The sequence below is a fragment of the Viridibacillus sp. KH_047 genome, from assembly GCF_057838945.1.
In genome coordinates, this window is sequence record NZ_CM174479.1 from 113,402 (window position 1) to 137,367 (window position 23,966).

Consider the following 23,966-nt stretch of genomic DNA (forward strand, 5'->3'; position numbering starts at 1 on the left):
AAGTCTACTGTTTGAGGTAGACTTTTCTGTTTCATCTCAGCAAGTAAAGTAAGAGTTGTGCTATACTAAACACATATGCACTCGCTAGAAAAGTGGGGGATCCACATGTCTTTTATTAATGAAATTTCACAATTTACCGACAATGTATGGATTAGAATGCTGATGAACATTCTAGACATTCTTTTAGTATGGTTTGTTATTTATAAAATTTTAACCTTAATAAGAGGAACAAAAGCTGTCCAATTATTAAAGGGAATATTCGTCATCATTATTATTCGTATTATTACTGTATATGCTGGTCTTAATACACTGGGATGGATGATGCAACAGGTTATCAATTTTGGTTTCCTAGCTATTATCATCATATTCCAACCAGAGTTACGTCGAGCACTTGAACAACTTGGGCGTGGTAAACTATTTGCCCGCAGTAATTTACAAGAGGATGAAGAGCGTACACGCTTAGTAAGCGCGATGTCAAAATCTGTTAGTTATATGGCGAAGCGACGAATTGGAGCGCTTGTTTCAATCGAACGCGAAACAGGTTTGAATGATTATATAGAAACAGGGATACCGATGTTCTCTGAAATTTCGTCTGAATTACTGATTAATATCTTCATACCTAATACACCATTACATGATGGAGCTGTAATCGTTCAAAAGAACAAAATTGCAGCTGCAGCTTGTTATTTACCATTATCAGAAAGTCCGTTTATCTCGAAAGAATTAGGTACACGACATAGAGCTGCTATCGGTATCAGTGAAGTGACTGATGCCATAACAATTATTGTATCAGAAGAAACAGGAGCAATTAGTTTAACGGTTAATGGAGATTTACACCGTGACCTTTCAATCGAAGAATTTGAAGCACGTTTACGTAAAGCGTGGTTTGGTCCCGAGCAAGAAGCAACAAATACCTCTAAGTGGAGCTGGAGGGGGAATAAAAAATGATGGATAAATTGATTGAAAGCCCATGGTTTTTAAGAATTACAGCCCTGACATTAGCGATGCTCCTATTCTTTACGGTTCAGCCAAAAGAAAAAGAAAGTTCTGATGGCTTCTCATCAGGGACACAGGCAGATGTGCTTCATAATGTACCCGTACAGGTTTACTATGATGATGAGAGTTTAATCGTTACAGGAGTTCCAAAAACCGTAGATGTTACGATCAAGGGTCCAATGGCCATCGTCTTACAGACGAAAGCAGTGAGTGATTATACTGTATTCGTAGATTTACGTAAGCAAACAATCGGGGAACATAAAGTAACAATTCAACATGAAAATTTTTCTGATAAACTATCAGTACAAATAGACCCATCAACAATTGATATTTCAATTGAGGAAAGAGTAACAAGAACATTTAAAATCGATCCGGAAATTAATGAAAGACTACTGGCAGAAGACTATTACGTGAAAAGTATGACAGCGAATCCCAATACGGTAACAGTTACTGGCGCTAAAAGTGCAGTAGATAGCATAAGCTATGTAAAAGCGACAGTTACTGGTGAACAAGGACTAAGAAATTCCTTTGAACAAGAAGCGAATGTCAAAATACTAGATCGTGATATGAACAAATTAGATGTCCAAGTGAAGCCAGAGAAGATTAAAGTGAATGTTGACATTGGAGAGTATACTAAGGAAGTACCTGTCGTCTTAAATCAAAAAGGGACGCCAGGTAAAGATATCACGATAAAGTCATTGACGCCTATAACGAGCAAGATGACTTTATTCGGATCAAAAGCTGCTCTTGAAAATACAAAAGAGCTTAATGTGGATGTGGATGTATCAAAAATCAAAAACTCTGGTATCTTTAAAATAGATATTGATAAGCCAGAGGGCATTTCACGGTTGTCCGAAGACAGCATTAAAGTCCAAGCTGTAGTTGAAAAAAATGAATCAAATACTAATGAAGAAGTACTTAAAGACGAAGAACAAGAGACTGATCAGGAAGAGATTTCATCAAGTATAAGTTCAAAAGAATTTAAGAATGTAACTGTTGACGTTCGAAACCTAGATGAGAATTATAGTAGTAATTTTATTACACCAAAGAACGGTTTAGTTACATTAACTGTTCAAGGTGATGAAAAAGAGTTAGCAAAAATAGATATCAATGATTTCGATTTATATATTGAAGCAGCAGATAAGCACAATGGAAATCATAAGCTACCTATTCAAGTTGATGGACCAAGAAATTTGACCTGGTCACTTTCTAATAACATCGCCAATCTTCGAATAGAACGCATAACTTAAACGAATTTGATTGAAGGATCGTAGATAGTTTTGAAGGAGAGAACAAAATGGGTAAATATTTCGGTACAGACGGCGTCCGCGGAGTCGCCAATAGTGAGCTGACGCCTGAGTTAGCATTTAAACTCGGTCGCTTCGGTGGATACGTTTTAACGAAAGAAGCCACAGGACGTCCAAAAGTATTAATTGGTCGTGATACACGTATATCTGGACAAATGCTTGAAGGAGCACTTGTAGCCGGCTTGCTGTCAGTAGGAGCAGAGGTAATGCGCCTTGGTGTCATTAGCACACCTGGAGTGGCTTATTTAACACGTGTTATGAGTGGTCAAGCAGGAGTTATGATATCAGCATCTCATAACCCAGTCGCAGATAATGGTATTAAATTCTTCGGTCCAGATGGTTTTAAGCTTACTGATGAACAAGAAGCCGAAATTGAAGCTTTATTAGACCAAGAACAAGATGATCTACCGCGCCCAACAGGTGGTGACTTAGGATCATTAAGTGACTATTTAGAAGGCGGTCAAAAGTACATTCAATACTTGAAACAGACAGTAGAGGAAGAGTTTACAGGTATTCATATTGCATTAGATTGTGCACATGGTGCAACATCTTCACTCGCAGCACACCTATTTGCAGATTTAGAAGCAGATCTATCAACAATGGGTGCTTCACCAAACGGCTTAAACATTAACGATGGTGTAGGTTCTACACATCCTGAAGAACTAGCTAAAATGGTTGTTGAAAAAGGCGCAGATGTTGGACTTGCATTTGATGGTGATGGTGACCGACTAATCGCTGTCGATGAAAAGGGCAATATCGTTGACGGAGATCAAATCATGTATATTTGCGCTAAACACTTCCAAGAAAAAGGGCGTTTAAACAAAGATACAGTTGTCTCAACGGTTATGAGTAACATGGGCTTCTATAAAGGTTTAGAAGAACATGGTATGCAAAGTATCCAAACTGCAGTAGGTGACCGTTATGTTGTAGAAGCTATGCGCGAAGGGGATTATAACTTGGGCGGAGAGCAATCAGGGCATATTGTTTTCCTTGATTACAACACAACAGGTGATGGCTTACTAACAGGGTTACAACTTGTTAATGCGATGAAATCAACCGGTAAAACTTTATCTGAGCTAGCAGCAGAGATGACGATTTTTCCTCAAAAGTTAATTAATATTCGTGTAACAGATAAATACGCTGTTACAGAAAATGAAAAAGTGGCAGCAGTAATCGCTGAAGTAGAGCAAGAAATGAATGGTAATGGCCGTATTCTTGTTAGACCATCGGGAACTGAACCATTAGTTCGAGTAATGGTTGAAGCATCAACAACCGAGAATTGTGCAGCTTATGCAGAACGAATTGCAGCTGTTGTAAAAGAAGAAATGGGATTAACTGAATAATAGAAGTTAAGGGTAAGCATATTTCAAGATGCTTGCCCTTTTTGTATTTTAAATCACATTCGACTAACTAACTTCTTAACCTCATAACTCAAAGTTTATGAATGCAGTCATGTATAACGATAAAGTCGTAGAAATCGTAGGAGAAATCACCAGTCTATGTTGAAAATAAATGTTAATGTTTAATTTACTCCAAATGTGGAATAGTTTTAGTGTAGGGTTGATAACCCTTATTCAACAAACAACTTAGGAGTGATTGGAAATGGCAAAAGTAGCAACAGTCATAACGAATATGTTTGAAGATGTGGAACTTACGAATCCTACAAAATCAATGAGAGATGCTGGACATGAAGTATTTACAATTGAAAATGAAGCAGGTAATCAAGTAGAATGATGAATTAACCATTAATGTGTAGACTTTAACGGTTGATTTTTATAAAAATGGGGGAACAAAAAGTGCAATTTGAACGTATAATATAGTGGGAAATATTATTTTTCCTTGTAAACCTTTTCAAAGCATGTTTCTGATTGACTATGAATAGTGATTTAAGTATGATGAAGGTGCTACTGTATAGAGAGTTAATCTTTATACTAAAATAGTAGCTGCGCAGAAGGAGGAATCAAAAGTAGCGCATAAAACAAAGGAAAACAATTATAGCGCCAGCGCTGAAGAAATTGGACGGCATAGATCTTCAGCAGACGAGGTGGAGGAGTATCGAAAGTTTCGGCGGATGCCTCCCGATCGCCATTGCCCGATCGAAATTTTGTTTATAAAACGTTTGAGTAATCGAACGGACAAAGAAGCAAAATGGCAAAGACACAGCAGCATAAGAATGGTTCCCCGACTTCTTAGGAAGACGAGGTATACTTTCTTGCGGCTAATTTTGCAAACTTCGGAGGAATTTAATATGTGTGGAATTGTTGGATATATCGGTTTTTTGGATGCGAAAGAAATCCTTTTAAAAGGCCTTGAGAAATTAGAGTACCGTGGATACGACTCTTCAGGTATCGCACTGCGTAATGAAGCAGGGATTACAGTCTTTAAAGAAAAAGGACGTATCGCGGACTTACGTGCAGTAGTAGAAGAAGACGTTTTAGCTAACACAGGAATTGGTCATACACGCTGGGCAACTCATGGCGTGCCAAACCAACTAAATGCGCATCCACATCAAAGTGCATCAGGTAGATTTACACTTGTGCATAATGGTGTTATTGAAAATTATCATTTATTACAAGAAGAATTTTTACAAGGCGTGGATATGAAATCCGATACAGATACAGAGGTTATTGTGCAGTTAGTTGAAAAGTTTGTGATTGATGGAATGACTACAGAAGAAGCATTCCGTCATACATTAGCTTTACTACACGGTTCATATGCTATTGCTTTACTTGATGCAGCGGAAGAAGAAACAATCTTCGTCGCTAAAAATAAAAGTCCGTTACTAGTAGGTATGGGTGAAGGTTTTAATGTCGTGGCATCTGATGCTATGGCAATGTTACAAGTAACAGATCAATTTGTAGAACTGCATGACAAAGAAATCGTAATCGTACGAAAAGAAGCTATGACGATTAAAAATCTAGATGGCACCGTAGTAGAACGTGCCCCTTATACAGCTGAGTTAGATATGAGTGACATTGAAAAAGGCACATATCCTCATTACATGTTGAAAGAAATCGATGAACAACCAAGTGTTGTCCGTAAAATCATTCAAGCTTATGAAAATGAACAAGGTGAACTGGCTATCGACCCTGCAATTGCAGAAGCATTGCACGAAGCAGACCGCCTATATATTATTGCAGCAGGCACAAGTTATCATGCTGGTTTAGTAGGGAAAGAATACTTCGAGAAAATCGCACGTATTCCAGTTGAAGTGCATATCTCAAGTGAATTTGGCTACAATATGCCACTACTATCTGAAAAACCGCTCTTCATTTTCATCACACAATCAGGTGAAACAGCAGATAGTCGCCAAGTGCTAGTTAAAATTAAAGAGCTAGGTTATCCAGCGTTAACAATTACAAACGTACCTGGTTCAACACTGTCACGCGAAGCAGATTACACAATGCTCTTACATGCAGGTCCAGAAATCGCTGTAGCCTCTACTAAAGCATATGTTGCCCAAGTGGCGGTACTAGCAATTACGGCGTATGTAGAAGCAAAATCTCAAGGGATCGCAGTAAACTTCGATCTGAAAAAAGAGTTAGCTATCGTAGCAAATGCAATTCAATCAATCGTTGATTCTAAAGAAGTCTTTGAATTTGCATCTAAAGATTATTTGTCAACAACACGTAATGCATTTTTCATCGGTCGTAATATGGACTACTGCGTTAGTGTAGAAGGTGCACTTAAATTAAAAGAAATCTCTTATATCCAAGCAGAAGGTTTTGCTGGAGGAGAACTAAAACACGGCACGATAGCTCTTATTGAAGAAGGCACGCCAGTAATAGCTCTTGTTACGCAAAAATCAGTTAGCCTGAACATCCGAGGTAACGTAAAAGAAGTAACAGCACGTGGCGCAAATCCATGTATCATTTCTATGGAAGGCATGGAACAAGAGGGCGACGCTATCGTCCTGCCACAAGTACACCCATTACTTACACCGCTTATGTCAGTAGTGCCATTGCAGCTTATAAGCTACTATGCAGCACTATATCGCGGTTGTGATGTAGATAAACCACGTAACCTGGCTAAATCGGTTACGGTTGAGTAGGGAATTGTTATTTGAAGCGTGAATTGTGTAGCTTTGTAAAAAAGATTGTCCATTTATAAAAAAGATTGTCCATTTATAAAAAAGATTGTCCTTTTATAATACCTTTTGAGTATCGTGTTGAATGACAACAAAGTCGGGTACTGACATTCAACGGTATATATGAAATCAACTGAAAAAACTCGATCCATTAGCCATGGGTCGAGTTTTTTAGTTTGAATTTATTTAAGTCTGTTTTATCAAGGTGTTTTCGCATAATAAAGTTGTAACCTGAATAATAAAATTCTAACCTGAATAATAAAGTTGTAACCTATATATTAAGGGTTTTTAATTAATAATATAGTTGTATATTATAGGGTTTATTTATAATCGTATTTAAGGTAATTGTTACCTTAAATACGATTTTTTTATTATTTAAAGTTGGGTTGTGTAGAATATGGCAAAAAGAAAGAGTGGTTGGACGGAAGAAAAAATTACCCGTTATATAAAGGCAGGGAAAGGTCAGGGAGAATTAGAAAAGTATATTCCATGGTTAAATGTACAAGACTTTTCTTCTAAAGGGAATGTAACACGAATAAATGGTTGGAAGACTAAAAGGAAACATGAATTTTTCTCTAATCTAGAGAGAAGTTACTTTTTCTTATTGGATTGGTCAGACAACGTAGTAGATATCAGAGAACAATTTCCAATGGATAGGCAGAAAACTTTTAATATTGCAGAAGAAAAGGGCTTCTCTCATTCGATTGATAAAAGCAGTAATACGATTATTCCTATGACAACGGACTTTTTTGTTACTCTCATTAAAAATAAGAGTAGTGTTTATTTAGCTCGCACAGTCAAACCAAGTAAAGAATTAGAAGATCCGAGGGTTATAGAAAAATTTGAAATAGAAAGAGAGTATTGGGAAGAAAAAGGTATTGATTGGGGGATAATAACCGAAAAAGAATTACCAGTGATGCTTGTTAAAAATATTCAATGGGTACATAAATTTTATTTCTTAGATTCTGAAGAAGATGAGTTATTGGCGTTAGAGTTTTTAAAGGTCATCAAGACCAGTTTGAATAGTCCGGATTTAAAGATTATTAAGGTGTGCAATAAATTTGATGACGATTACAATTACAATGTAGAGGTTGGTAGTGCAATAACCTATTTTAAACACTTAATTGCAAGGAAATTTATTAGCTTTAATATGACAGAGAAAATGGACATTCGTAAATTAAATATTAATGAAATAACAATTAAAGAAAATCGAGGGGAGAACATTGATAACATTAGCTGTTAATGAGTTGATAGAAGATAAAATCAAAAAAAATATATTCCGTTTATTGTGGATTGATGAAACAAATACAATTTCCTACGTTATAGATATAGATTCTGCGAAGGCATTACCTGAATTAATGAAGGTTGAGGAATTATTTCAAGGGCTATTAGAAGGCGTATACGTAAAGTTAGAAAAACAAAATGTTAATCAAGAAAGTATTATTTATGAGCTAACTGATAAGCAGATGGCTGTTAGGGATAATGCATGGGACTTGATTAAAGATTTAGTACAAAATAAACCATCAATATTTATTAAGGAATTACGTGGAAAAGAAATACAGAAATTAAAGAATAAAAAGCAGTTTGCCAGTCAAACCTTGTATAAAAATTTAAGGAGGTATTGGCAGGGGGGAATGACCATTAATAGTCTTATTCCTAATTATAGAAATTCAGGAGCAAGAGGCAAAGAGAGGGGAATTGGGGAAAAAAAAGAGGGCGCCCAAGATTGCGGGATACAGTAGGTGTTAATGTTACAGAAGAAATGAAAGATAATTTCAGAAAGGCAATAAAAAAATATTATCTGACGGACAAGAAGAATACTTTAACATTTGCATATAAGATGATGATTAAAGATTTTTATGCTGTAAACGTTAGATATGAAGAAGGGGTAAAATACATTATCATATTAGATGAGAATAGTATCCCTACAATGAATCAATTTAAATATTGGTATGAAAAGAAATTTAATGTTGAACAAGTCATTAAGAAGCGTGATGGTGTGAAAAGTTTTGAGCGTAACAATAGGGCTATATTAGGTTCTTCGACATTTGAAACCCTTGGACCAGGTTCACGATATCAAATAGATGCTACTGTGGCAAATGTATATTTAATTTCAAGTTATAACTCAGATTAGATAGTAGGTAGACCTGTTACTTATTTCGTGATAGATGTATATTCCCGCTTAATAACTGGTATGTATATTGGATTTGAAGGACCGTCATGGGCTGGGATGATGATGGCCATTGCTAATTCAGTGTCAGATAAGAAAGAATTCTGCGGAAGTTATGGAATTAATATTTCAGAAGAATGGTGACCATCAGCTCATTTACCAGAAATTATTTTAGGAGATAGAGGTGAATTAGAGGGATATAATGTTAACGGTTTAATAGATGGTTTAAATATTTCTATTGAAAATACACCTTCTTTTCGGCCAGACTGGAAAGGCATTGTTGAAAAGTTGTTTGATACCTCTCAAGAAAAGTTAAAACCATTTTTACCTGGATATATACAAACGGATTTTGGGGAAAGAGGAGCTAAAGATTATCGATTACAAGCAAAATTAACACTTGAACAATATACAAAAATTATCATAAACTTTGTTCTTCATTATAACAAGAATTATTATATGAAAACTTATTCTAGAGATGCAGGGATGATCGAAGATAATGGTACCCCTACTCCAATTGAACTCTGGAAATGGGGAGTTAAAAATAGAGCTGGGAAGTTAAGGAAGGTTGAGCCGGATATTGTTAAGTTTTACTTAATGCCTAGAGGCAAAGCAACCGTTGCAAATATTTTTTTCGTTTTTGATTGTATATTTCATTTTGAACTTGGCCCCTTTCACGTATCAATTATTACAATTATTGTGGCTTTAGCCATTCTAGTATATAGACGATTTATTCTAAAAGTATCTATTCGTTATCTTGTAAAATAAATTATTTTTAAAAAAGGGCGATCTCTTAGTTAAGAAATCGGCCTTTTTCGTTGAAAGTCTTACTCCCACAAGATTAATAAAGAAGTAAATTAAAAATGGGCTTTATAACTTTTCAATAAACAAGGCTATGAATTGCTACATGTTCGACGAATAAATTTGAATCATTAGAAAAGAGTCGCTTTGATTTAACAACACAATTCTAAGAAATAAAATTACTATTGCCAATGTCGTTATATTCAATTGTTCGCTTGGTAAAAAAGCTTTTCATGGAATCCCATTAAGTACTTTGAGTACTGGGGTAACCCGTTAAAACAAATATTAATAATGGACAGAAGAAATTTTTCTTCAAAAAACTTCGGTTCAATTTTATTTGTTGACAATATACCTCACGGGGTATATTATGTAAATATCAACAAGGACAAAGGAGTTGAGGACATGGATTACGACGTAAAAACAAAAAGTCGTTTAAAGCGTATAGAAGGTCAATTACGTGGGATTTTACTTATGATGGAAGAAGAACGGGATTGTAAGGATGTCATTACACAACTTTCTGCAGTTCGTTCGGGTGTTGACCGTACAATTGGTGTTATTGTCAGTGAAAACTTGATACATTGTGTCAATGAAACTGAGGATGATTCAAATGTGATGGATAAAGCAATTCAGGAAGCTGTAAACTTATTAGTTAGAAGCCGCTAAAATGTGGCTTTATATTTTTGAAATAAACTATACCTACAAGGGTATGTGTTAAGGAGAGCGAAATGGAAAAGAAAAGAACGACAATCGTATTGTTTAGTGGGGATTATGACAAGGCAATGGCAGCTTACATCATTGCGAATGGTGCTGCAGCATACGATCACGAAGTAACCATCTTCCATACTTTCTGGGGAATCAACGCTTTACGTAAACAAGAGCAAGTTCAAGTGAAGAAAGGATTCCTAGAAAAGATGTTTGCAAAAATGATGCCTCAAGGTGCTGAAAAGTTAGGATTATCAAAAATGCAAATGATGGGCATGGGACCGAAAATGATTAAGCATGTCATGCAGAAGCATAATGCGTTAACATTAACGCAACTGATTGAAATGGCACAAGAACAAGACATTAAATTGGTTACATGTACAATGACTATGGATTTATTAGGTCTTCAAAAAGAAGAATTACTTGATGGCATTGAGTATGCAGGTGTTGCAGCCTACTTAGCTGATGCGGAAGACGGCAAAGTTAATCTATTTATTTAAGTAAGGAGGCATATTTTTTTGAGTGCAGCAATCTTAATTGGTTTAGTCGTGATTTTTCTTGTTTGGCGCATGAAGCCCACAAAAGGTGTGAAGTCAATTACGACAGCAAACCTAAAAAATATTTTAAATGATAAAGATAAAATATTTGTTGATGTAAGGACGCCTGGTGAATATAAGGCTCGCAACATTAAACAATTTAAAAATATTCCGCTGGGTTCAGATTTGTCAAATCTACCAAAGGATAAAGAAATTGTCGTTATCTGTCAAAGTGGAATGCGATCAAGTCAAGCATGTAAACAACTAAAAAAATTAGGTTATGAAAATGTAACGAATGTCCGTGGCGGCATGAGTGCATACTAGGTACTAGGAAGGGAATAAGAATGAAAGAAATCTCAACAATGGAAGTACAACAACGTTTAGAAAACGGTGAACAGTTAAATTTAATTGATGTACGTGAAGTCGCGGAGGTACAAGAAGGTCATATTCCTGGCATTATTAATATCCCGCTAGGCTCACTTGAATCTCGTATGCAAGAATTAGACAAAACTAAGTCATACATTATGATTTGTCGTTCGAGCGGTCGTAGCGGTCAAGCTACAGCATTCCTTGAAGCACATGGTTATGATGTAACCAATATGGTTGGCGGCATGCTTAATTGGGCAGGGGAATTAGAATGATTTTTAAAATGAAATTATCCCGCCGAGTTCATATTTGTAAAATGTGAAAAATCATGGAGTAATTGTTATCATCTATCAAAGTGTATTGTATTCAATTCAAGTATATAAACAACTAAAAATTAGGCTATGAAAATGTAACGAATGTCCGTGGTGGCATAAGTGTATAACAGGGAGGAAACAAATATGAAAGAAATCTCAACAACGGAAGTACAACAACGTTTAGAAAACGGCGAGCAATTAAATTTAATTGATGTGCGTGAAGTCGCAGAGGTACAAGAAGGTCATATTCCTGGCATTGTTAATATCCCACTTGGCTCACTTGAGTCTCGTATGCAAGAATTGGACAAAACTAAGTCATACATTATGATTTGTCGTTCGAGCGGTCGTAGCGGTCAAGCTACAGCATTCCTTGAAGCGCATGGTTATGATGTAACCAATATGGTTGGCGGTATGCTCGATTGGGCTGGCGAAGTAGAATAATTTTTATTGAATGGAAATATACCCAATTGGGTATTAGGAGGAAGTATTCTTGTCAATTAAAGCGGATGTTCAATTAGATGCAAAAGGGCTAGCGTGCCCAATGCCAATTGTGAAAACAAAAAAGGCGATGAATAGTTTAGTCGATGGTCAAATTTTAGAAGTGATCGCAACAGATAAAGGGTCAAAAGCAGACTTGGCTGCTTGGGCTGGTACAGTTGGTCACCAATATATCGGAACAACGGAAGAAGATAATGTCCTATATCACTACATCCGTAAGTGCTCAAACGACACAATGCTAGAAAAAACATTCGAAAGTACAATTTTAAATGAAGATATCATTGGTCGTGACGGCGTTATTTTAGATGTGCGAGAAGAAGCTGAATATGCTTTCGGTCATATTCAAGGTGCGAAATCAATTCCAATGGGTGAACTCGAAGAACGAATGAAAGAACTTGATAAGAATCAAGAAATTTATGTGATTTGCCGCACAGGTAAACGCTCAGATATGGCCGCACAGCAATTAGAAAAAGCCGGCTTTACAAAAGTATATAACGTCTTACCTGGCATGGCTGACTGGTCAGGTAAATTAACAAAAAATGTTTAATAATTAAGCTGTTTTCTTTAATTCAGATGGGGTAAATTAAATTCATAAGCAAGGAATGAACGCTTGGGAATTACTTGCTGATAAAGAACATATTGCGTCAGGTTTTATGAATGCATTGAAGTGAATGGTACTGTAACATTATTTGATTTCACAAATGATGTTACAGTACCAACGCTAACAGTCTCATTTTAGAATTAAAGAGTCCTTAAAAGTGCATATTTTCTCTAAATGAAAAAAACTAATGCAGTGAGGTTTGTCCTCACTGCAAAAAAAACAAAAAAACAATACCTACGGGGGTAATTGTATATGACAGTAAAAACTTGGACGGCCGCAGACGTTGCGCGCAAAGTAATCAACAACAAAGAATTATTCATTTTAGACGTACGTAATGCAGACGCTTTTGAAGATTGGAAAATCGATGGCCACAAATTTAAATACTTAAACATTCCCTACTTCGAACTTTTAGATGGAGTAGATGAAATTTTACCACAAATTCCAACAGACAAAGATGTCCTAGTTGTGTGTGCTAAAGAAGGTTCATCAATTATGGTAGCTGAAATGCTTTCAGATGCAGGACGTGAAGTAGGTTATTTAGCCGGTGGAATGAAATCTTGGTCCATGTACCTTGAGCCCATTAAAGTTGGAAACCTAGCAAATGGCGGTGAACTATATCAATTCGTGCGTTTTGGAAAAGGATGCCTTTCTTACATGGTAATCTCTGAAGGTGAAGCTGCGATTATCGACGCTGTACGTTTCACGGAAGTGTTCACGGAATTCGCAGCAAGTAAAAACGCCAAAATCAAGCACGTATTTGATACACACTTACATGCAGACCACATTTCAGGCGGTCGTCATATTGCAACGGCTACAGGCGCAACGTATTACTTACCACCGAAAGATGCAGAAGAAGTTGTATTTGAGTATACAGCTTTAGAAGACGGTTTAACGGTTTCAATTGGCGCTTCGAAAATTAATGTAGGTGCACTTTATTCACCTGGTCACACAATTGGTTCTACTTCATTTGTGGTAGACAGCAAGTATTTATTAACAGGTGATATTTTATTCGTCGATTCAATTGGTCGTCCAGACTTAGCTGGTCTTGCGGAAGACTGGGTTGGCGACTTACGTGAAACGTTATATTCTCGTTACCGTGAACTAGCAGAAGACTTAATCGTATTACCTGCACACTTCATGATCATTGATGAATTAAACACTGATGGTACAGTTTCAAAGCGTTTAGGTGATTTATTTGCTGAAAACCACGGTTTAAATGTGGAAGATGAAGCAGTATTCCGTAGCATGGTGACAGATAACTTACCACCACAACCAAACGCATATCAACAAATTCGTCAAGTGAATATGGGTAAAATTACGCCAGATAACGACGAACAAACGGAAATGGAAATTGGACCAAACCGTTGTGCAGTGCGATAATGACGGAAAACCGTGTTTTGTGCAAAATCCACAAGTCTTAACATTCTACTAAAAAAATTATTTAATCAATTAAAACGAAAAGAGGAATTACAAATGAACATTACAAAACAATTAGACGCTAAAGGCTTAGCATGCCCGATGCCAATCGTAAAAACAAAGAAAGCAATCGACACTATTGCATCAGGTGAAATATTAGAAGTATTAGTAACAGATAAAGGTGCACTGAATGACTTTAAAGCTTGGTCACAAGCTGGTGGTCACACAATCGTAGAACAAAAAGAAGAAGCAGGCGTACTGTACTTCTACATTCAAAAAGCATAAAAAAATAGGCGGGTCTCTAGGGGCACGCTTTTTTCATAGAAAGAAGGAAGTACTTTGACAATTGGTTTTATTGTCGTGCTGTTTTTAATTGGATTTATTGGCTCATTTATTTCGGGCATGGTGGGCATTGGCGGGGCCATTATAAAATTCCCAATGCTCTTATACATCCCAACGATTTTTGGGTTTACAGCCTTTACTTCTCATGAGGTATCGGGGATCAGTGCGGTAGAAATTTTAGTCACATCGATTGCCGGCGTAATGGCGTATCGAGGTAGTAATCTATTGCATTGGCGATTAATCTTTACAATGGGAGTGGGTGTATTAATTGGTAGCTTAGGTGGAAGTCTTTTATCTGGTGGTTTCTCAGAAGAGGCAATCAACATCGTTTATGGTGTATTTGCACTGTTAGCAGCTATTTTAATGTTTATTCCACGTAAACAAATACCAGAATGTCCAGCGAATGAAGTGACATTTAATGCTGGTTTAGCATTTGGTATCTCACTAATTGTTGGAGTAGGATCAGGGATTGTCGGAGCCGGTGGTGGCTTCTTGCTTGTGCCAATTATGTTGGTTATTTTAAAAATTCCGACACGAATTACAATCGCTTCAAGTTTAGCCATTACATTTATATCGTCGATTGGTGGTTCAATCGGAAAAATTTCAACTGGTCAGGTAGAATGGGCACCTGTACTGGTCATGGTTATAGCGAGCGTAATTGCTGCACCATTAGGGGCAAAAGTAGGTAAGAAAATGAATACCAAAGCCTTACAAATTACCTTAGCGATTTTAATTGCAGGTACAGCCATTAAAACTTGGGTAGATATTTTGTTATAGGTAGAAATATGAAAATGGACATTACAATTTAAAACGCTTTAAGTGATTATTTTACTGTATCTTTGTATTTAACAATAAACATTAGAACAAACTAAAAAAAAGCATATCAACAAGTGGAAATCACTAGAAGACCAAATGCTTGTGGATTAAGTAATTGCCAAATATATAATGAGGGGGAAATATAAATGAAAAAAATTATTATTGTTGGAGGCGTAGCAGGCGGTGCATCCGCAGCAGCACGTATTCGTCGATTAGATGAACAAGCACAAATCGTGATGTTTGAAAAAGGTCCACACGTATCATTCTCAAACTGTTCTTTACCGTATTACCTAAGTGGTGTTGTTGAAAATAGTAAACGATTAGTTTTAATGAATCCAGAATCATTTGAATCAAAGTATAACATTGATGCACGTGTGGAAAGTGAAGTCATTGCGATTAACCGATCTGCCAAAACAGTCACAGTAAAAGATATTGCGAAAAATAAAACATACGAAGAAAACTATGATGAACTCATTTTATCTCCGGGCGCTAGTCCAATAGTACCCAATATAGAAGGTGTTAATTTACCACATGTCTTTACAGTTCGAAATGTAGTTGATATTGAAAAACTTCAACATGCTATTCTTGAAAAAGATGCTAAAAGCATTGCGGTTATTGGTGGTGGGTATATAGGGGTTGAGGTTGCTGAAAACCTACGTCTAGCGGGTAGAGAGGTATCATTAGTCGAGTTTGCACCACAAATTTTAGCACCGTTTGACGAAGATATGGTCCAAATTTTACACAAAGAAATGACAGATCATGGTGTGGAGCTAGTCGTGAATGACGGTCTAGCAAAAATTACAACTACAAAAATTACGCTAAACTCTGGAAAAGTAATGGATGCAGATATTGTTGTATTAGCAATTGGTGTTCGACCAGAAACAAGCTTAGCAAAAGAAGCAGGTCTTGACATTGGTGAAACAGGCGCTATCAAAGTGAACCAGTTCTACCAAACAAATGACCGACACATTTATGCTGTAGGTGACGCGATTGAAGTTTACCACCGCTTAATGCACAAACCGGTACGCCTTGCATTAGCTGGGCCGGCACAACGTCAAGCACGTGCAGTAGCAGATCATATTTACGGCATTCCAAATCAAAATAAAGGGGTCATCGGCTCATCAAGTATTCAAGTATTTGACTATGCAGCTGCAGTAACAGGATTAAACGAACGTATAGCAAAGCAAATCGGGATGAATGTTGAAGCTGTTTATGTAATTGCACCTGATAAAGTAGGTTTAATGCCATCGAGCAACCCACTGCATTTTAAATTAATTTACGAAGTGCCAACAGGTCGTATTGTTGGTGCGCAAGCAATTGGAAAAGGGAATGCTGATAAGCGTATTGATGTGATTGCAACATTGATTACGATGAATGGTACAATTGAAGACTTAAAAGAGTTAGAGCTTTCATATTCTCCGATGTTTAGTACAGCTAAAGATGTGGTGAATTTGGCAGCTCTTGTAGCGACAAACTTACTTTACGGTCGTTTCAAACAAGTACGTGTAAGTGAAGTACGTGGCCTAGTAGAACAAAATGCAGTCATCATTGATGTGCGTGAAAAAAATGAATTAGCAAATGGTCATATAAAAGGTGCAAAAAATATTCCGCTGAGCCAATTCCGTGAGCGCATGCACGAAATTCCAAAAGATGTACCTGTGTATGTGCACTGTCGTTCGTCACAAAGAAGCTATAATGCAGTGATGGCGCTTGAAAACAGTGGGTATGATAATGTGTGGAACATTTCTGGTTCATTCCTAGGTATTTCTTTATATGAATATTTCCAGGATCAAACACAAAATCGTGAACCAATTGTAACAGCATATAATTTTAAATAAAAACACAAAAGGATAGGCTTTATTGCTTATCCTTTTGTGTTTTAAGTGCGCCCTGCATGGACGTAATCTAGTAGGGTGTGAGTTCTGAGTCAAGAAGACAGCAGTAGTGGTTACCAAACATAAGGATGTCAGCGGGGACTAGGAACCTGAAGGAAGTGGGTAACAAGCATTATCGTCTTGTAGAGGATCAAACGGCACTCATGGTAGGTATTCTGGAACAAATTGAGCCGCTTTCGACTTGTGGTTGTAAAATTCAATGCGAATGTGTAGAGGAATAGCTAGTGAATATGCTAGTTTTAGCCTCGTTAATTTTTATCGTAACGCTGATTTTTGTAATTTGGCAACCTAAAGGACTTAATATTGGCTGGGCAGCTTATTTTAGATTTTTGTTAACTTTCCGATATAGTAGGGAAGTGGTTTTTACTACATATGTATTATAAATTCCCTAATTTCAGTTTAGAATTTTTTCTCTTTTATATAACTAGTGAGGTGGACATGAATGTTAGCTTATTTTCCTCGACCATATGAAAATGAAACCATATATAGCATAGCAGTAAGGTATGCAATGCATATGGGGATTTTATCAAAACGCAATGTTTTAAAAGACTTATTTGAGATTGTAAATCCAACTTCAAGTGAAGATTATACTTTTCACATATATACTATGGTTAATAAAATCAAGCATTTTTCAAATGAATACACTGATGAATACTTTTTAAATAAACACACTGTTTCTCCTCTTTATTCTCCATTTATTAAAGATTCAAGTGGCAATCCCTCGCGTTCTTTAGATAACTTTATCAAAGGGAAGAAAAGATATATGTGGGACATCCCTGAAAAAGAAAATTTATTTTATTGTAGTGAGTGTGTCGAGGAAGATTTAGAAAAATACGGTGAATGTTATTGGAATAGGATTTTTCAAATACCTGGAATTATGATTTGTGGAAAACATGAAAGGCCATTAAGTAAGTCACAGTTAAATATACATAGAAATCCTTTAAATAAATTTATAATGCCTAATCAGGAAGAAGCAGAAGAAATTAAAATAGGATTGTTCATAAGTTCTTGGGAAAAGGTTTGGGACGTAAAAGTTTCGCAGAAATAAAATTAAGGATAGTTGTTGCAGGGAATTGTACTGAAATAGAATCAGAAGAAATTGCAAAGTTTATTTTTAAAATTACAAGGCAGTTAATTTATAAGTATACCTAAAAATTTTAATTCATTTCCAAATAGTAACGGGCATCAGAAAACATTTAATGAAAAAATGGTTTCTGATGCCCGTTTTTCAATTAATCCACTCAAAATGACTATCTCATAGATTCAAGAAAAATTGATGTTTGTTTTATTGAACTTATTGAACTAACGACGCAGCAATCCTGTAATCTGAAAGGGAATCTAGAGTTTGTGAAATAATGCACTTAAACTAAACCAGCTAATAGAATGTCAAGGAAAATATTTTAAATCAAAAAACACTTCATGTTATACTAAAAATGTTCAACACAAATAACCCTCCTCATTTGAAGTGACCCCTAAAAGTTAGACACGGTTATTTCATTAGGCAGCTTGAGTAAAATGAGTTCGGTATTGTACCGGACTCATTTTTAATTTTGCCTTCATCCGTTTCGTATTGTAATAATCAATATATTTTTCTAATTCTTTTTTGAAATGCTCGACACTTTCAAATTCCTTTAGGTAAAGGAATTCTGATTTTAAAATCCCAAAGAAATTCTCCATCACCGAGTTATCGTAACAGTTTCCTTTACGTGACATGCTTTGCACAATACCTCTTGATTGAAGGGCATGACGATATTGCTTCATTTGATAATGCCACCCTTGATCTGAATGCATCAGTAGCTGATGGTCCTCAGCTAGACGTTCTAATGCCTTTTCTAACATCTCTGAAACAAGTGAGTACGTTGGTCTAAAGCCAATTGTATAGGTAATGATTTCGCGATTAAATAAATCTAAAACAGGCGATAAATAAAGCTTTTCACCAAATAATTTAAACTCTGTAATATCTGTTACCCATTTCTCATTAGGTGCCTCCGATGTAAAGTTTCGATCTAAAATATTTGGCGCAATTTTACCGACTGTACCTTTATATGATTTGTATTTTTTCATGCGTACAATACATTTTAAACCTAGCTCTTTCATAATACGTTGAACCTTCTTATGATTCACTTTTTGCCCACGATTCGCTAGTTCATCACGTATACGACGGTAGCCATAACGACCTTCGTGTTCTTCATAAATCGCTTTGATCTCGGTTTTTAGATCGGCATCTGGATCTGGTAAATCAATTTTCTTTGCGATGTCATAAAATGTACTTCTTGGAATGTCCACCAATGCCACAAGTGCCTTCACTGAATATTTATGCCTTAATTCACAAATGACTTTTACTTTGTCTTTCGTGGTGATTTTTCCTTGTTTTGAACTAAGGCGTTCAACTTTTTTAAGTACTCGTTTTCCATTTCTAACTGTTTAATACGTGCTTGAAGTGCTTCGGTAGAGCCTTCTACCGAAGCTTGTTTTGGTTGTTTGTTTAATTCTTTTTTCATGGATGGACGCCCCTTTTTCTTTGACTGAAGAGCATCAAATCCTTGTGTTTCGAATTGTTTTTTCCAAACTCTTATCGTTGAATGCGTCGCTATATTAAAGATAGCCGCTGTTTCGTGTAAGGACTTACCGTGTTCAGTCATATAATTAAGTACGTCTAGTTTAAACTGTGCGGTGTAATTTGTATATTGTTTTACAAAAGCTTCTGGACCATTATATTCGTGTTGTTTCACCCAGGTTAATAAAGTCCGATGGGTTACGCCTATATCTTCTCCGATTGTTCTTAAACTTTCATTCCTAGATAAATATCTTTGAACAGCTTCTAATTTCATTTCTTTTCTAAATTTAGCCATACAAAAACTGCACCTCCAATTGTTAGATTGTGTCTAACAATTGGGGTGCAGTTCAATTCAATGTGGAAGGTTTTTGTTTTATTTGAAAATGCTGTTGTTAAATGGTTTCTTGGAACGGTGTTTTTGTTTTTAAAATCGCATAAATCCAGTGTAAAAGCTTATTAGCACAAGCTATAATGGCTACTTTATACGGTTTACCTTCCTCGCGTTTCAAATCGTAGAATGCTCGTAATCGTTTATTTCGTGCAATAGTTTCATCTGTTGTTTTCTTTTTACGGCTATCTCGAATTGAACAACGAACGGCTGTGTAAAGCATATGTCGAAGCCGAGCTGAGCCGCGTTTGGTAATGTGATTGTTCGTGGCTTTAAAGCGTCCAGATTCAAACACACTGGGATCTAGTCCTGCAAAAGCTACTAACTTTTTGTATCAATTGGGTAATTCTCAACTATTTTCGATACCAGATTTCTCATTTCACCTGCATTTAAACTGTCAAAAATCCCTAAAGATGAGATTTCCACACTCAAACTCTCAATTAAATCTTGTCGCCTATATTCTAATGTATTTTGACGTTCTTTAAAGCCTTTACGAATTCTTCCTTCAAAATCAGAAATTCTCTATGGGATAAAAGAATCACCGCATATTTCCAGAACGGAATTTCGAAATAAATTTAAAAAACAATATATGCTTTTATATCGACATGATAAAGAATGGTTAATGAATGTCCTTCCAGCTCTTCAGAGGAGTCAATATCCTAACCAAAGAGTAGACTGGACTAAAAGGGATAAAGAGTATATGACAGAAATAAAAGAGCTATATGGGCAATTATTAAAGTTAGAAAAGCCTGTTCGGATAACATTATCAGGTTTAGGTAAAAGATTAGGCATTTTAGCGAATTTAGAGCGTTACTTGAATAAGTTACCGTGCACCCAGCAATTGTTAAATGCGATTATTGAAACTTCAGAGGAATTTCAGATTAGACGTTGTCGTAAAATAATTGATGAAATGAATTTAGAAAAAAAGCAATAAAGCTTTGGGAAGTACAAAGAAGGGGCGGGGTTAAATCACAGTATTTTAAGAAAATAAAATTAGATTTAGAAGCATATATCAATGAAACAATATTGTAAAAATAGACAGTATTAACCTTTTGTAAAATGTTTAAGTAGATAAAAAAATTCAGAGCATTTAAGGAGACTAAAGTGATTCCGTTTTTTACCGATCCCTACAACGATGAGCTAATTTATTCAGCAATTGCACGATATCATTTTTATAGTGGTACTATTGATGTGAAAGATACATTAGAAGAATTATTTCAAAGTCGTTCTGTAGTTCCTAGCCTAGAAATAGGTAGCCGATTTTCTATTTTAGCAGAAAATATGGGGCCAAATTATACAGTAGAAGGCTTGTTAGCTAAAAATACAATATATCCGTATTATGCTTCATTTCTCTCAAAACAGCGTCAAAAGGAAATCTTTATTGACGTTAAAGAAAAAGGTTCAGGGCTATATGATAGACTGGGGATGGTTGCTGGAGGAATATGTAGAAAAGTTGGACTTTATTATTGTCCAAAGTGTGCGGCTAATGATATGGATAGCTATGGAGAGCCATATATCCATAGAGAACATCAATTACAGGGGATTTACTACTGTGCCCACCATAAATTGAGATTAAAAAAGTACGCTATTGATTCCTTAATGGTAAGTAGATTTGAATATATTCGATTTGATGAAAATCTTATTGAATTATCAAATTTACAAGACGAGGAAAATGTTTTTTTTAAAGAAGTACAAATTAAATTAGCAGAAATGGCATATCAGCTGTTTCAAATACCTCATAATATGTTTTCAAGAGAAGATATTAATTTAAAGTATAAGGCTCTTTTAAGAAAACTTGGATTTGTTACACTTAGAGGTACTGTAAGACAAAAGGAATTAAACAAAGCTTTTCAAGCTAAGTTCCCTGAGGGATTCTTAGAGAAATCTGATTCCGGTGTTGAAAAAAAAGCCGATTACAATTGGTTAAGTCGAATAAGTCATAATTCAGTTCGCCATACACATCCTTTCCGCCACTTACTTATGATTTATTTTCTTGATCAAGATGTTGAATCTTTTATGAAAGTAGAACCTGATTATGGCCCATTTGGAAAAGGTCCTTGGCCCTGTTTAAATAAAATGGCATCACATTATAAACAAAATGTAATCAATGAAGTTAAATTAAAAAGAAGTCACGTGTCAAAAAATCCTATGGGTGAGTTTATATGTTCTTGTGGGTTTGTTTATAATCGAACAGGACCAGATGTACAAGGGGATAAAAAATATTGTATTGAATATGTAAGTAGGTATGGGGATAATTGGCGTGAAGATGTGTATAAATTAACTGAAGAAGGATTTAGTCTAAAAAAAATTGCAGAAAAAATTGGGGGGAATCCAAATTCCCTTCGTCAAAAATTATTACAACCAATTGAAATAAATGATTTAAATGTTAAAACTAATGATTTAAATGTTAAAACTAATGATAATAAAGTTGAACAATATAGAACAGTAATAATAGAAGCAATGAAAAAATCCCCTGATTTTAGCAGAACTGAATTGTCGAGAAATTTTAGAACTGCTTATATATTTTTATCAAAAAATGATAAGGAATGGATGAATATAAACCTACCCACAACACGAAGACATGTTAATAAAGGGAGAGTTGATTGGGAAAAGCGTGATCAGGAGTACTATAAAAAAATAAAAGAGGTATATAATGAATTGTTATCACTAAATAAACCTGTAAGAATTACAAATTCATTAATAGGAAGAAAATTAAACAAACTAACGGTATTAACTAGTAAAGAACATTTAATAAAGTTACCACGTACAAATGAGTTACTAAATAAAATTACTGAGTCAGTACAAGACTTTCAAATACGACGTTGCTGTAAGATTATTGATGATCTTTTTGAAGAAAAACAACCTGTATTTATTTCAACCGTTAGAAGCAGAGGGGGATTAAGAAGCGATTCTTATTTTGAGATAAAACCAATTTTAGAAAAGTACATACATATGAAAGAGATTGAATTGAAAAACTGTAAACATAAGAACTAATGTTTACAGTTTTTTAATTCTGTTATCTCTTGTTTGTATTTAATCCCACCAATCCACCGCTGCTTTTTTTTCTGCCTTCTCACTAACAAATTCTATAACATATAGCGAATTTTTCGATTCTGTATTTTGTAATATTTCTTCTATTACAATTAACAACTCTGTAAGTACTTCTCGATAATCAAACAAGTATAGACGTATGAATTTTCCGAGTTGCCACTTTAAAATTGTTTCATTGTTTAACATTGCTTCTAGCTTCCAACTCCATTTTTCTAAATCCTGCTTCGTCAACACTTGATACCCTATTACACCATTCCAATATATTTTTCTATAATTGACTAAATCAGTCCAAATATATTTGGTTGTATTCATTAAATAGAATACTTTTTTAGTCTGATGTTCCAAACTATTTAAAACCAGTTTATCTATAGGAGCGTCTTCCCCTAAGGTATTATTAATAATTTTATTATTCACGCAATAAATATTCATTTCCATCCCCATCCCTCTGTTATAGACATTTCAATGAAAAATATTTTGTTATTCTCTAGAGAGGGCTCTTCTAAAATAAAATGAAATACAGCTGTTATTTCTATTAGCCCTTTATAGAAATCGTCTTGTGTTAGTAGTTCTTTATAATTATTAACAATCATTTTAAAGTATGAGTGATTGTGTAAACATTTTTCAAGATACATTACTAAGGCGGTAATATCTTCTTTTGATGAAGCTATAACTGCTCTTTTATCTCTTTCTTTCATTGCCCGTATTATTGAAAAAACAATGCTTCCTTTTAAAGATAAACTACAAATATAATTCGAATCTTTATTTTGATTGTGCATAATTGGACAATGATGCTTCTGTAACTGGTAATAATACATAGGTTCCCTCCGTTTTTAAGAAATAAGAAAAAGAATAAATTTTTTAGCTCGTTATAATGTACTTCTAATAGAAAAAAGTAAATCCTAAAGGAAATTGAGAATTAAAATTCACTAAGTATTTATCTATCCGTTGGCATACAATTATTTGGAGGAATATCTTGCATAATAAAGCTTAAAGGGGAAATGAAGCTGCAGAGTAAATTATTAGATTTACAGATACGTCTTAAGAATGGGGCATAAGTATGGACAAACTTTTTTATAGAAAAACATTAGAAATTAAAGAGATGACTCGATTTTGACCAAACTTTTTT

At 35.3% G+C, this 23,966-nt stretch carries 21 protein-coding genes and 4 pseudogenes; 21 read left to right on the top strand and 4 right to left on the bottom strand.

Features of this window, described 5'->3' with window-relative positions:
• The first annotated feature begins 105 nt into the window (after positions 1-105).
• From cdaA to AC3IS5_RS00720, 19 genes and pseudogenes are all read left to right on the top strand, one after another.
• Complete coding sequence (cdaA, locus tag AC3IS5_RS00630; protein ID WP_489426127.1) at positions 106-948, top strand: diadenylate cyclase CdaA; 843 nt, start codon at positions 106-108, stop codon at positions 946-948.
• The gene (locus AC3IS5_RS00635) at positions 945-2,246 is read left to right on the top strand and encodes a CdaR family protein (RefSeq protein ID WP_489426128.1); all 1,302 of its coding nucleotides are present in this window, start codon (positions 945-947) and stop codon (positions 2,244-2,246) included. The genes cdaA and AC3IS5_RS00635 overlap by 4 nt, the downstream gene beginning before the upstream one ends.
• A 47-nt stretch (positions 2,247-2,293) precedes the next feature.
• A complete protein-coding gene (gene glmM / locus AC3IS5_RS00640) occupies positions 2,294-3,646 on the top strand; it encodes a phosphoglucosamine mutase (RefSeq protein WP_489426129.1) in 1,353 nt (450 codons plus the stop codon).
• A 259-nt stretch (positions 3,647-3,905) separates the two neighbouring features.
• Positions 3,906-4,034: pseudogene (locus AC3IS5_RS00645) on the top strand (protease); the annotation flags it as partial.
• A 517-nt stretch (positions 4,035-4,551) separates the two neighbouring features.
• A complete protein-coding gene (gene glmS / locus AC3IS5_RS00650; RefSeq protein ID WP_489426130.1) occupies positions 4,552-6,354 on the top strand; it encodes a glutamine--fructose-6-phosphate transaminase (isomerizing) in 1,803 nt (600 codons plus the stop codon).
• Positions 6,355-6,787: 433 nt separating this feature from the next.
• Positions 6,788-7,633 (top strand): TnsA endonuclease N-terminal domain-containing protein, encoded by an 846-nt coding sequence (locus tag AC3IS5_RS00655; protein WP_489426131.1) that lies wholly within the window; start codon positions 6,788-6,790, stop codon positions 7,631-7,633.
• Positions 7,614-9,178: pseudogene (locus tag AC3IS5_RS00660) on the top strand (DNA-binding protein); the annotation flags it as partial. The gene AC3IS5_RS00655 and the pseudogene AC3IS5_RS00660, both read left to right, overlap by 20 nt.
• 582 nt (positions 9,179-9,760) lie before the next feature.
• Entirely contained in the window at positions 9,761-10,021 is a 261-nt protein-coding gene (locus AC3IS5_RS00665; RefSeq protein ID WP_489426132.1) for a metal-sensitive transcriptional regulator, read from the top strand.
• A gap of 62 nt (positions 10,022-10,083) precedes the next feature.
• Positions 10,084-10,560 (top strand): DsrE/DsrF/DrsH-like family protein, encoded by a 477-nt coding sequence (locus AC3IS5_RS00670; RefSeq protein ID WP_489426133.1) that lies wholly within the window; start codon positions 10,084-10,086, stop codon positions 10,558-10,560.
• A gap of 69 nt (positions 10,561-10,629) precedes the next feature.
• A complete protein-coding gene (locus AC3IS5_RS00675; RefSeq protein WP_489427789.1) occupies positions 10,630-10,920 on the top strand; it encodes a rhodanese-like domain-containing protein in 291 nt (96 codons plus the stop codon).
• A gap of 20 nt (positions 10,921-10,940) precedes the next feature.
• Complete coding sequence (locus AC3IS5_RS00680) at positions 10,941-11,237, top strand: rhodanese-like domain-containing protein (RefSeq protein ID WP_489426134.1); 297 nt, start codon at positions 10,941-10,943, stop codon at positions 11,235-11,237.
• Between the two features lie 183 nt (positions 11,238-11,420).
• Complete coding sequence (locus AC3IS5_RS00685) at positions 11,421-11,717, top strand: rhodanese-like domain-containing protein (RefSeq protein ID WP_489426135.1); 297 nt, start codon at positions 11,421-11,423, stop codon at positions 11,715-11,717.
• Between the two features lie 55 nt (positions 11,718-11,772).
• Positions 11,773-12,321, top strand: coding sequence for a sulfurtransferase TusA family protein (locus AC3IS5_RS00690; protein ID WP_489427790.1), 549 nt, complete (start codon positions 11,773-11,775; stop codon positions 12,319-12,321).
• Between the two features lie 306 nt (positions 12,322-12,627).
• Positions 12,628-13,755: an MBL fold metallo-hydrolase gene (locus tag AC3IS5_RS00695; protein ID WP_489426136.1), complete on the top strand. Its 1,128-nt coding sequence runs from the start codon at positions 12,628-12,630 to the stop codon at positions 13,753-13,755.
• Between the two features lie 93 nt (positions 13,756-13,848).
• Positions 13,849-14,076 (top strand): sulfurtransferase TusA family protein, encoded by a 228-nt coding sequence (locus AC3IS5_RS00700; RefSeq protein ID WP_489426137.1) that lies wholly within the window; start codon positions 13,849-13,851, stop codon positions 14,074-14,076.
• Between the two features lie 54 nt (positions 14,077-14,130).
• Entirely contained in the window at positions 14,131-14,910 is a 780-nt protein-coding gene (locus AC3IS5_RS00705; RefSeq protein WP_489426138.1) for a sulfite exporter TauE/SafE family protein, read from the top strand.
• A 185-nt stretch (positions 14,911-15,095) separates the two neighbouring features.
• The gene (locus tag AC3IS5_RS00710) at positions 15,096-16,787 is read left to right on the top strand and encodes an FAD-dependent oxidoreductase (protein WP_489426139.1); all 1,692 of its coding nucleotides are present in this window, start codon (positions 15,096-15,098) and stop codon (positions 16,785-16,787) included.
• A 287-nt stretch (positions 16,788-17,074) separates the two neighbouring features.
• A pseudogene (locus AC3IS5_RS00715) lies at positions 17,075-17,161 on the top strand (ArsB/NhaD family transporter); the annotation flags it as partial.
• Positions 17,162-17,286: 125 nt separating this feature from the next.
• A complete protein-coding gene (locus AC3IS5_RS00720; RefSeq protein ID WP_489426140.1) occupies positions 17,287-17,892 on the top strand; it encodes a TniQ family protein in 606 nt (201 codons plus the stop codon).
• 449 nt (positions 17,893-18,341) lie between these two features.
• On the opposite strand, the gene AC3IS5_RS00725 is transcribed toward AC3IS5_RS00720, so the two are convergent.
• Together AC3IS5_RS00725 and AC3IS5_RS00730 are read right to left on the bottom strand one after the other, a co-directional pair.
• Positions 18,342-19,696, bottom strand: a protein-coding gene (locus tag AC3IS5_RS00725; RefSeq protein WP_489426031.1) for an IS3 family transposase whose coding sequence is annotated in 2 segments (ribosomal slippage) — positions 18,342-19,243 and positions 19,243-19,696 — 1,356 coding nt in all. Because the reading frame shifts where the segments join, the coding sequence is not laid out codon by codon here.
• 97 nt (positions 19,697-19,793) lie between these two features.
• Positions 19,794-20,120 (bottom strand): annotated as a pseudogene (locus tag AC3IS5_RS00730) (transposase); the annotation flags it as partial.
• 216 nt (positions 20,121-20,336) lie between these two features.
• On the opposite strand from AC3IS5_RS00730, the gene AC3IS5_RS00735 reads away from it, so the two are divergent.
• Positions 20,337-20,723 (top strand): TnsD family Tn7-like transposition protein, encoded by a 387-nt coding sequence (locus tag AC3IS5_RS00735; protein ID WP_489427791.1) that lies wholly within the window; start codon positions 20,337-20,339, stop codon positions 20,721-20,723.
• A 170-nt stretch (positions 20,724-20,893) separates the two neighbouring features.
• Positions 20,894-22,783 carry a TnsD family Tn7-like transposition protein gene (locus AC3IS5_RS00740; RefSeq protein WP_489426141.1) on the top strand — a complete coding sequence of 630 codons (1,890 nt, stop codon included), beginning with the start codon at positions 20,894-20,896 and terminating at the stop codon, positions 22,781-22,783.
• A gap of 39 nt (positions 22,784-22,822) precedes the next feature.
• Here AC3IS5_RS00740 and AC3IS5_RS00745 read toward each other — a convergent pair whose 3' ends face one another.
• Both AC3IS5_RS00745 and AC3IS5_RS00750 read right to left on the bottom strand, forming a co-directional pair.
• Positions 22,823-23,275 carry a hypothetical protein gene (locus tag AC3IS5_RS00745; RefSeq protein ID WP_489426142.1) on the bottom strand — a complete coding sequence of 151 codons (453 nt, stop codon included), beginning with the start codon at positions 23,273-23,275 and terminating at the stop codon, positions 22,823-22,825.
• Complete coding sequence (locus tag AC3IS5_RS00750; protein WP_489426143.1) at positions 23,266-23,655, bottom strand: hypothetical protein; 390 nt, start codon at positions 23,653-23,655, stop codon at positions 23,266-23,268. Before AC3IS5_RS00750 ends, AC3IS5_RS00745 begins: the two co-directional genes overlap by 10 nt.
• Positions 23,656-23,966: the final 311 nt, after the last annotated feature.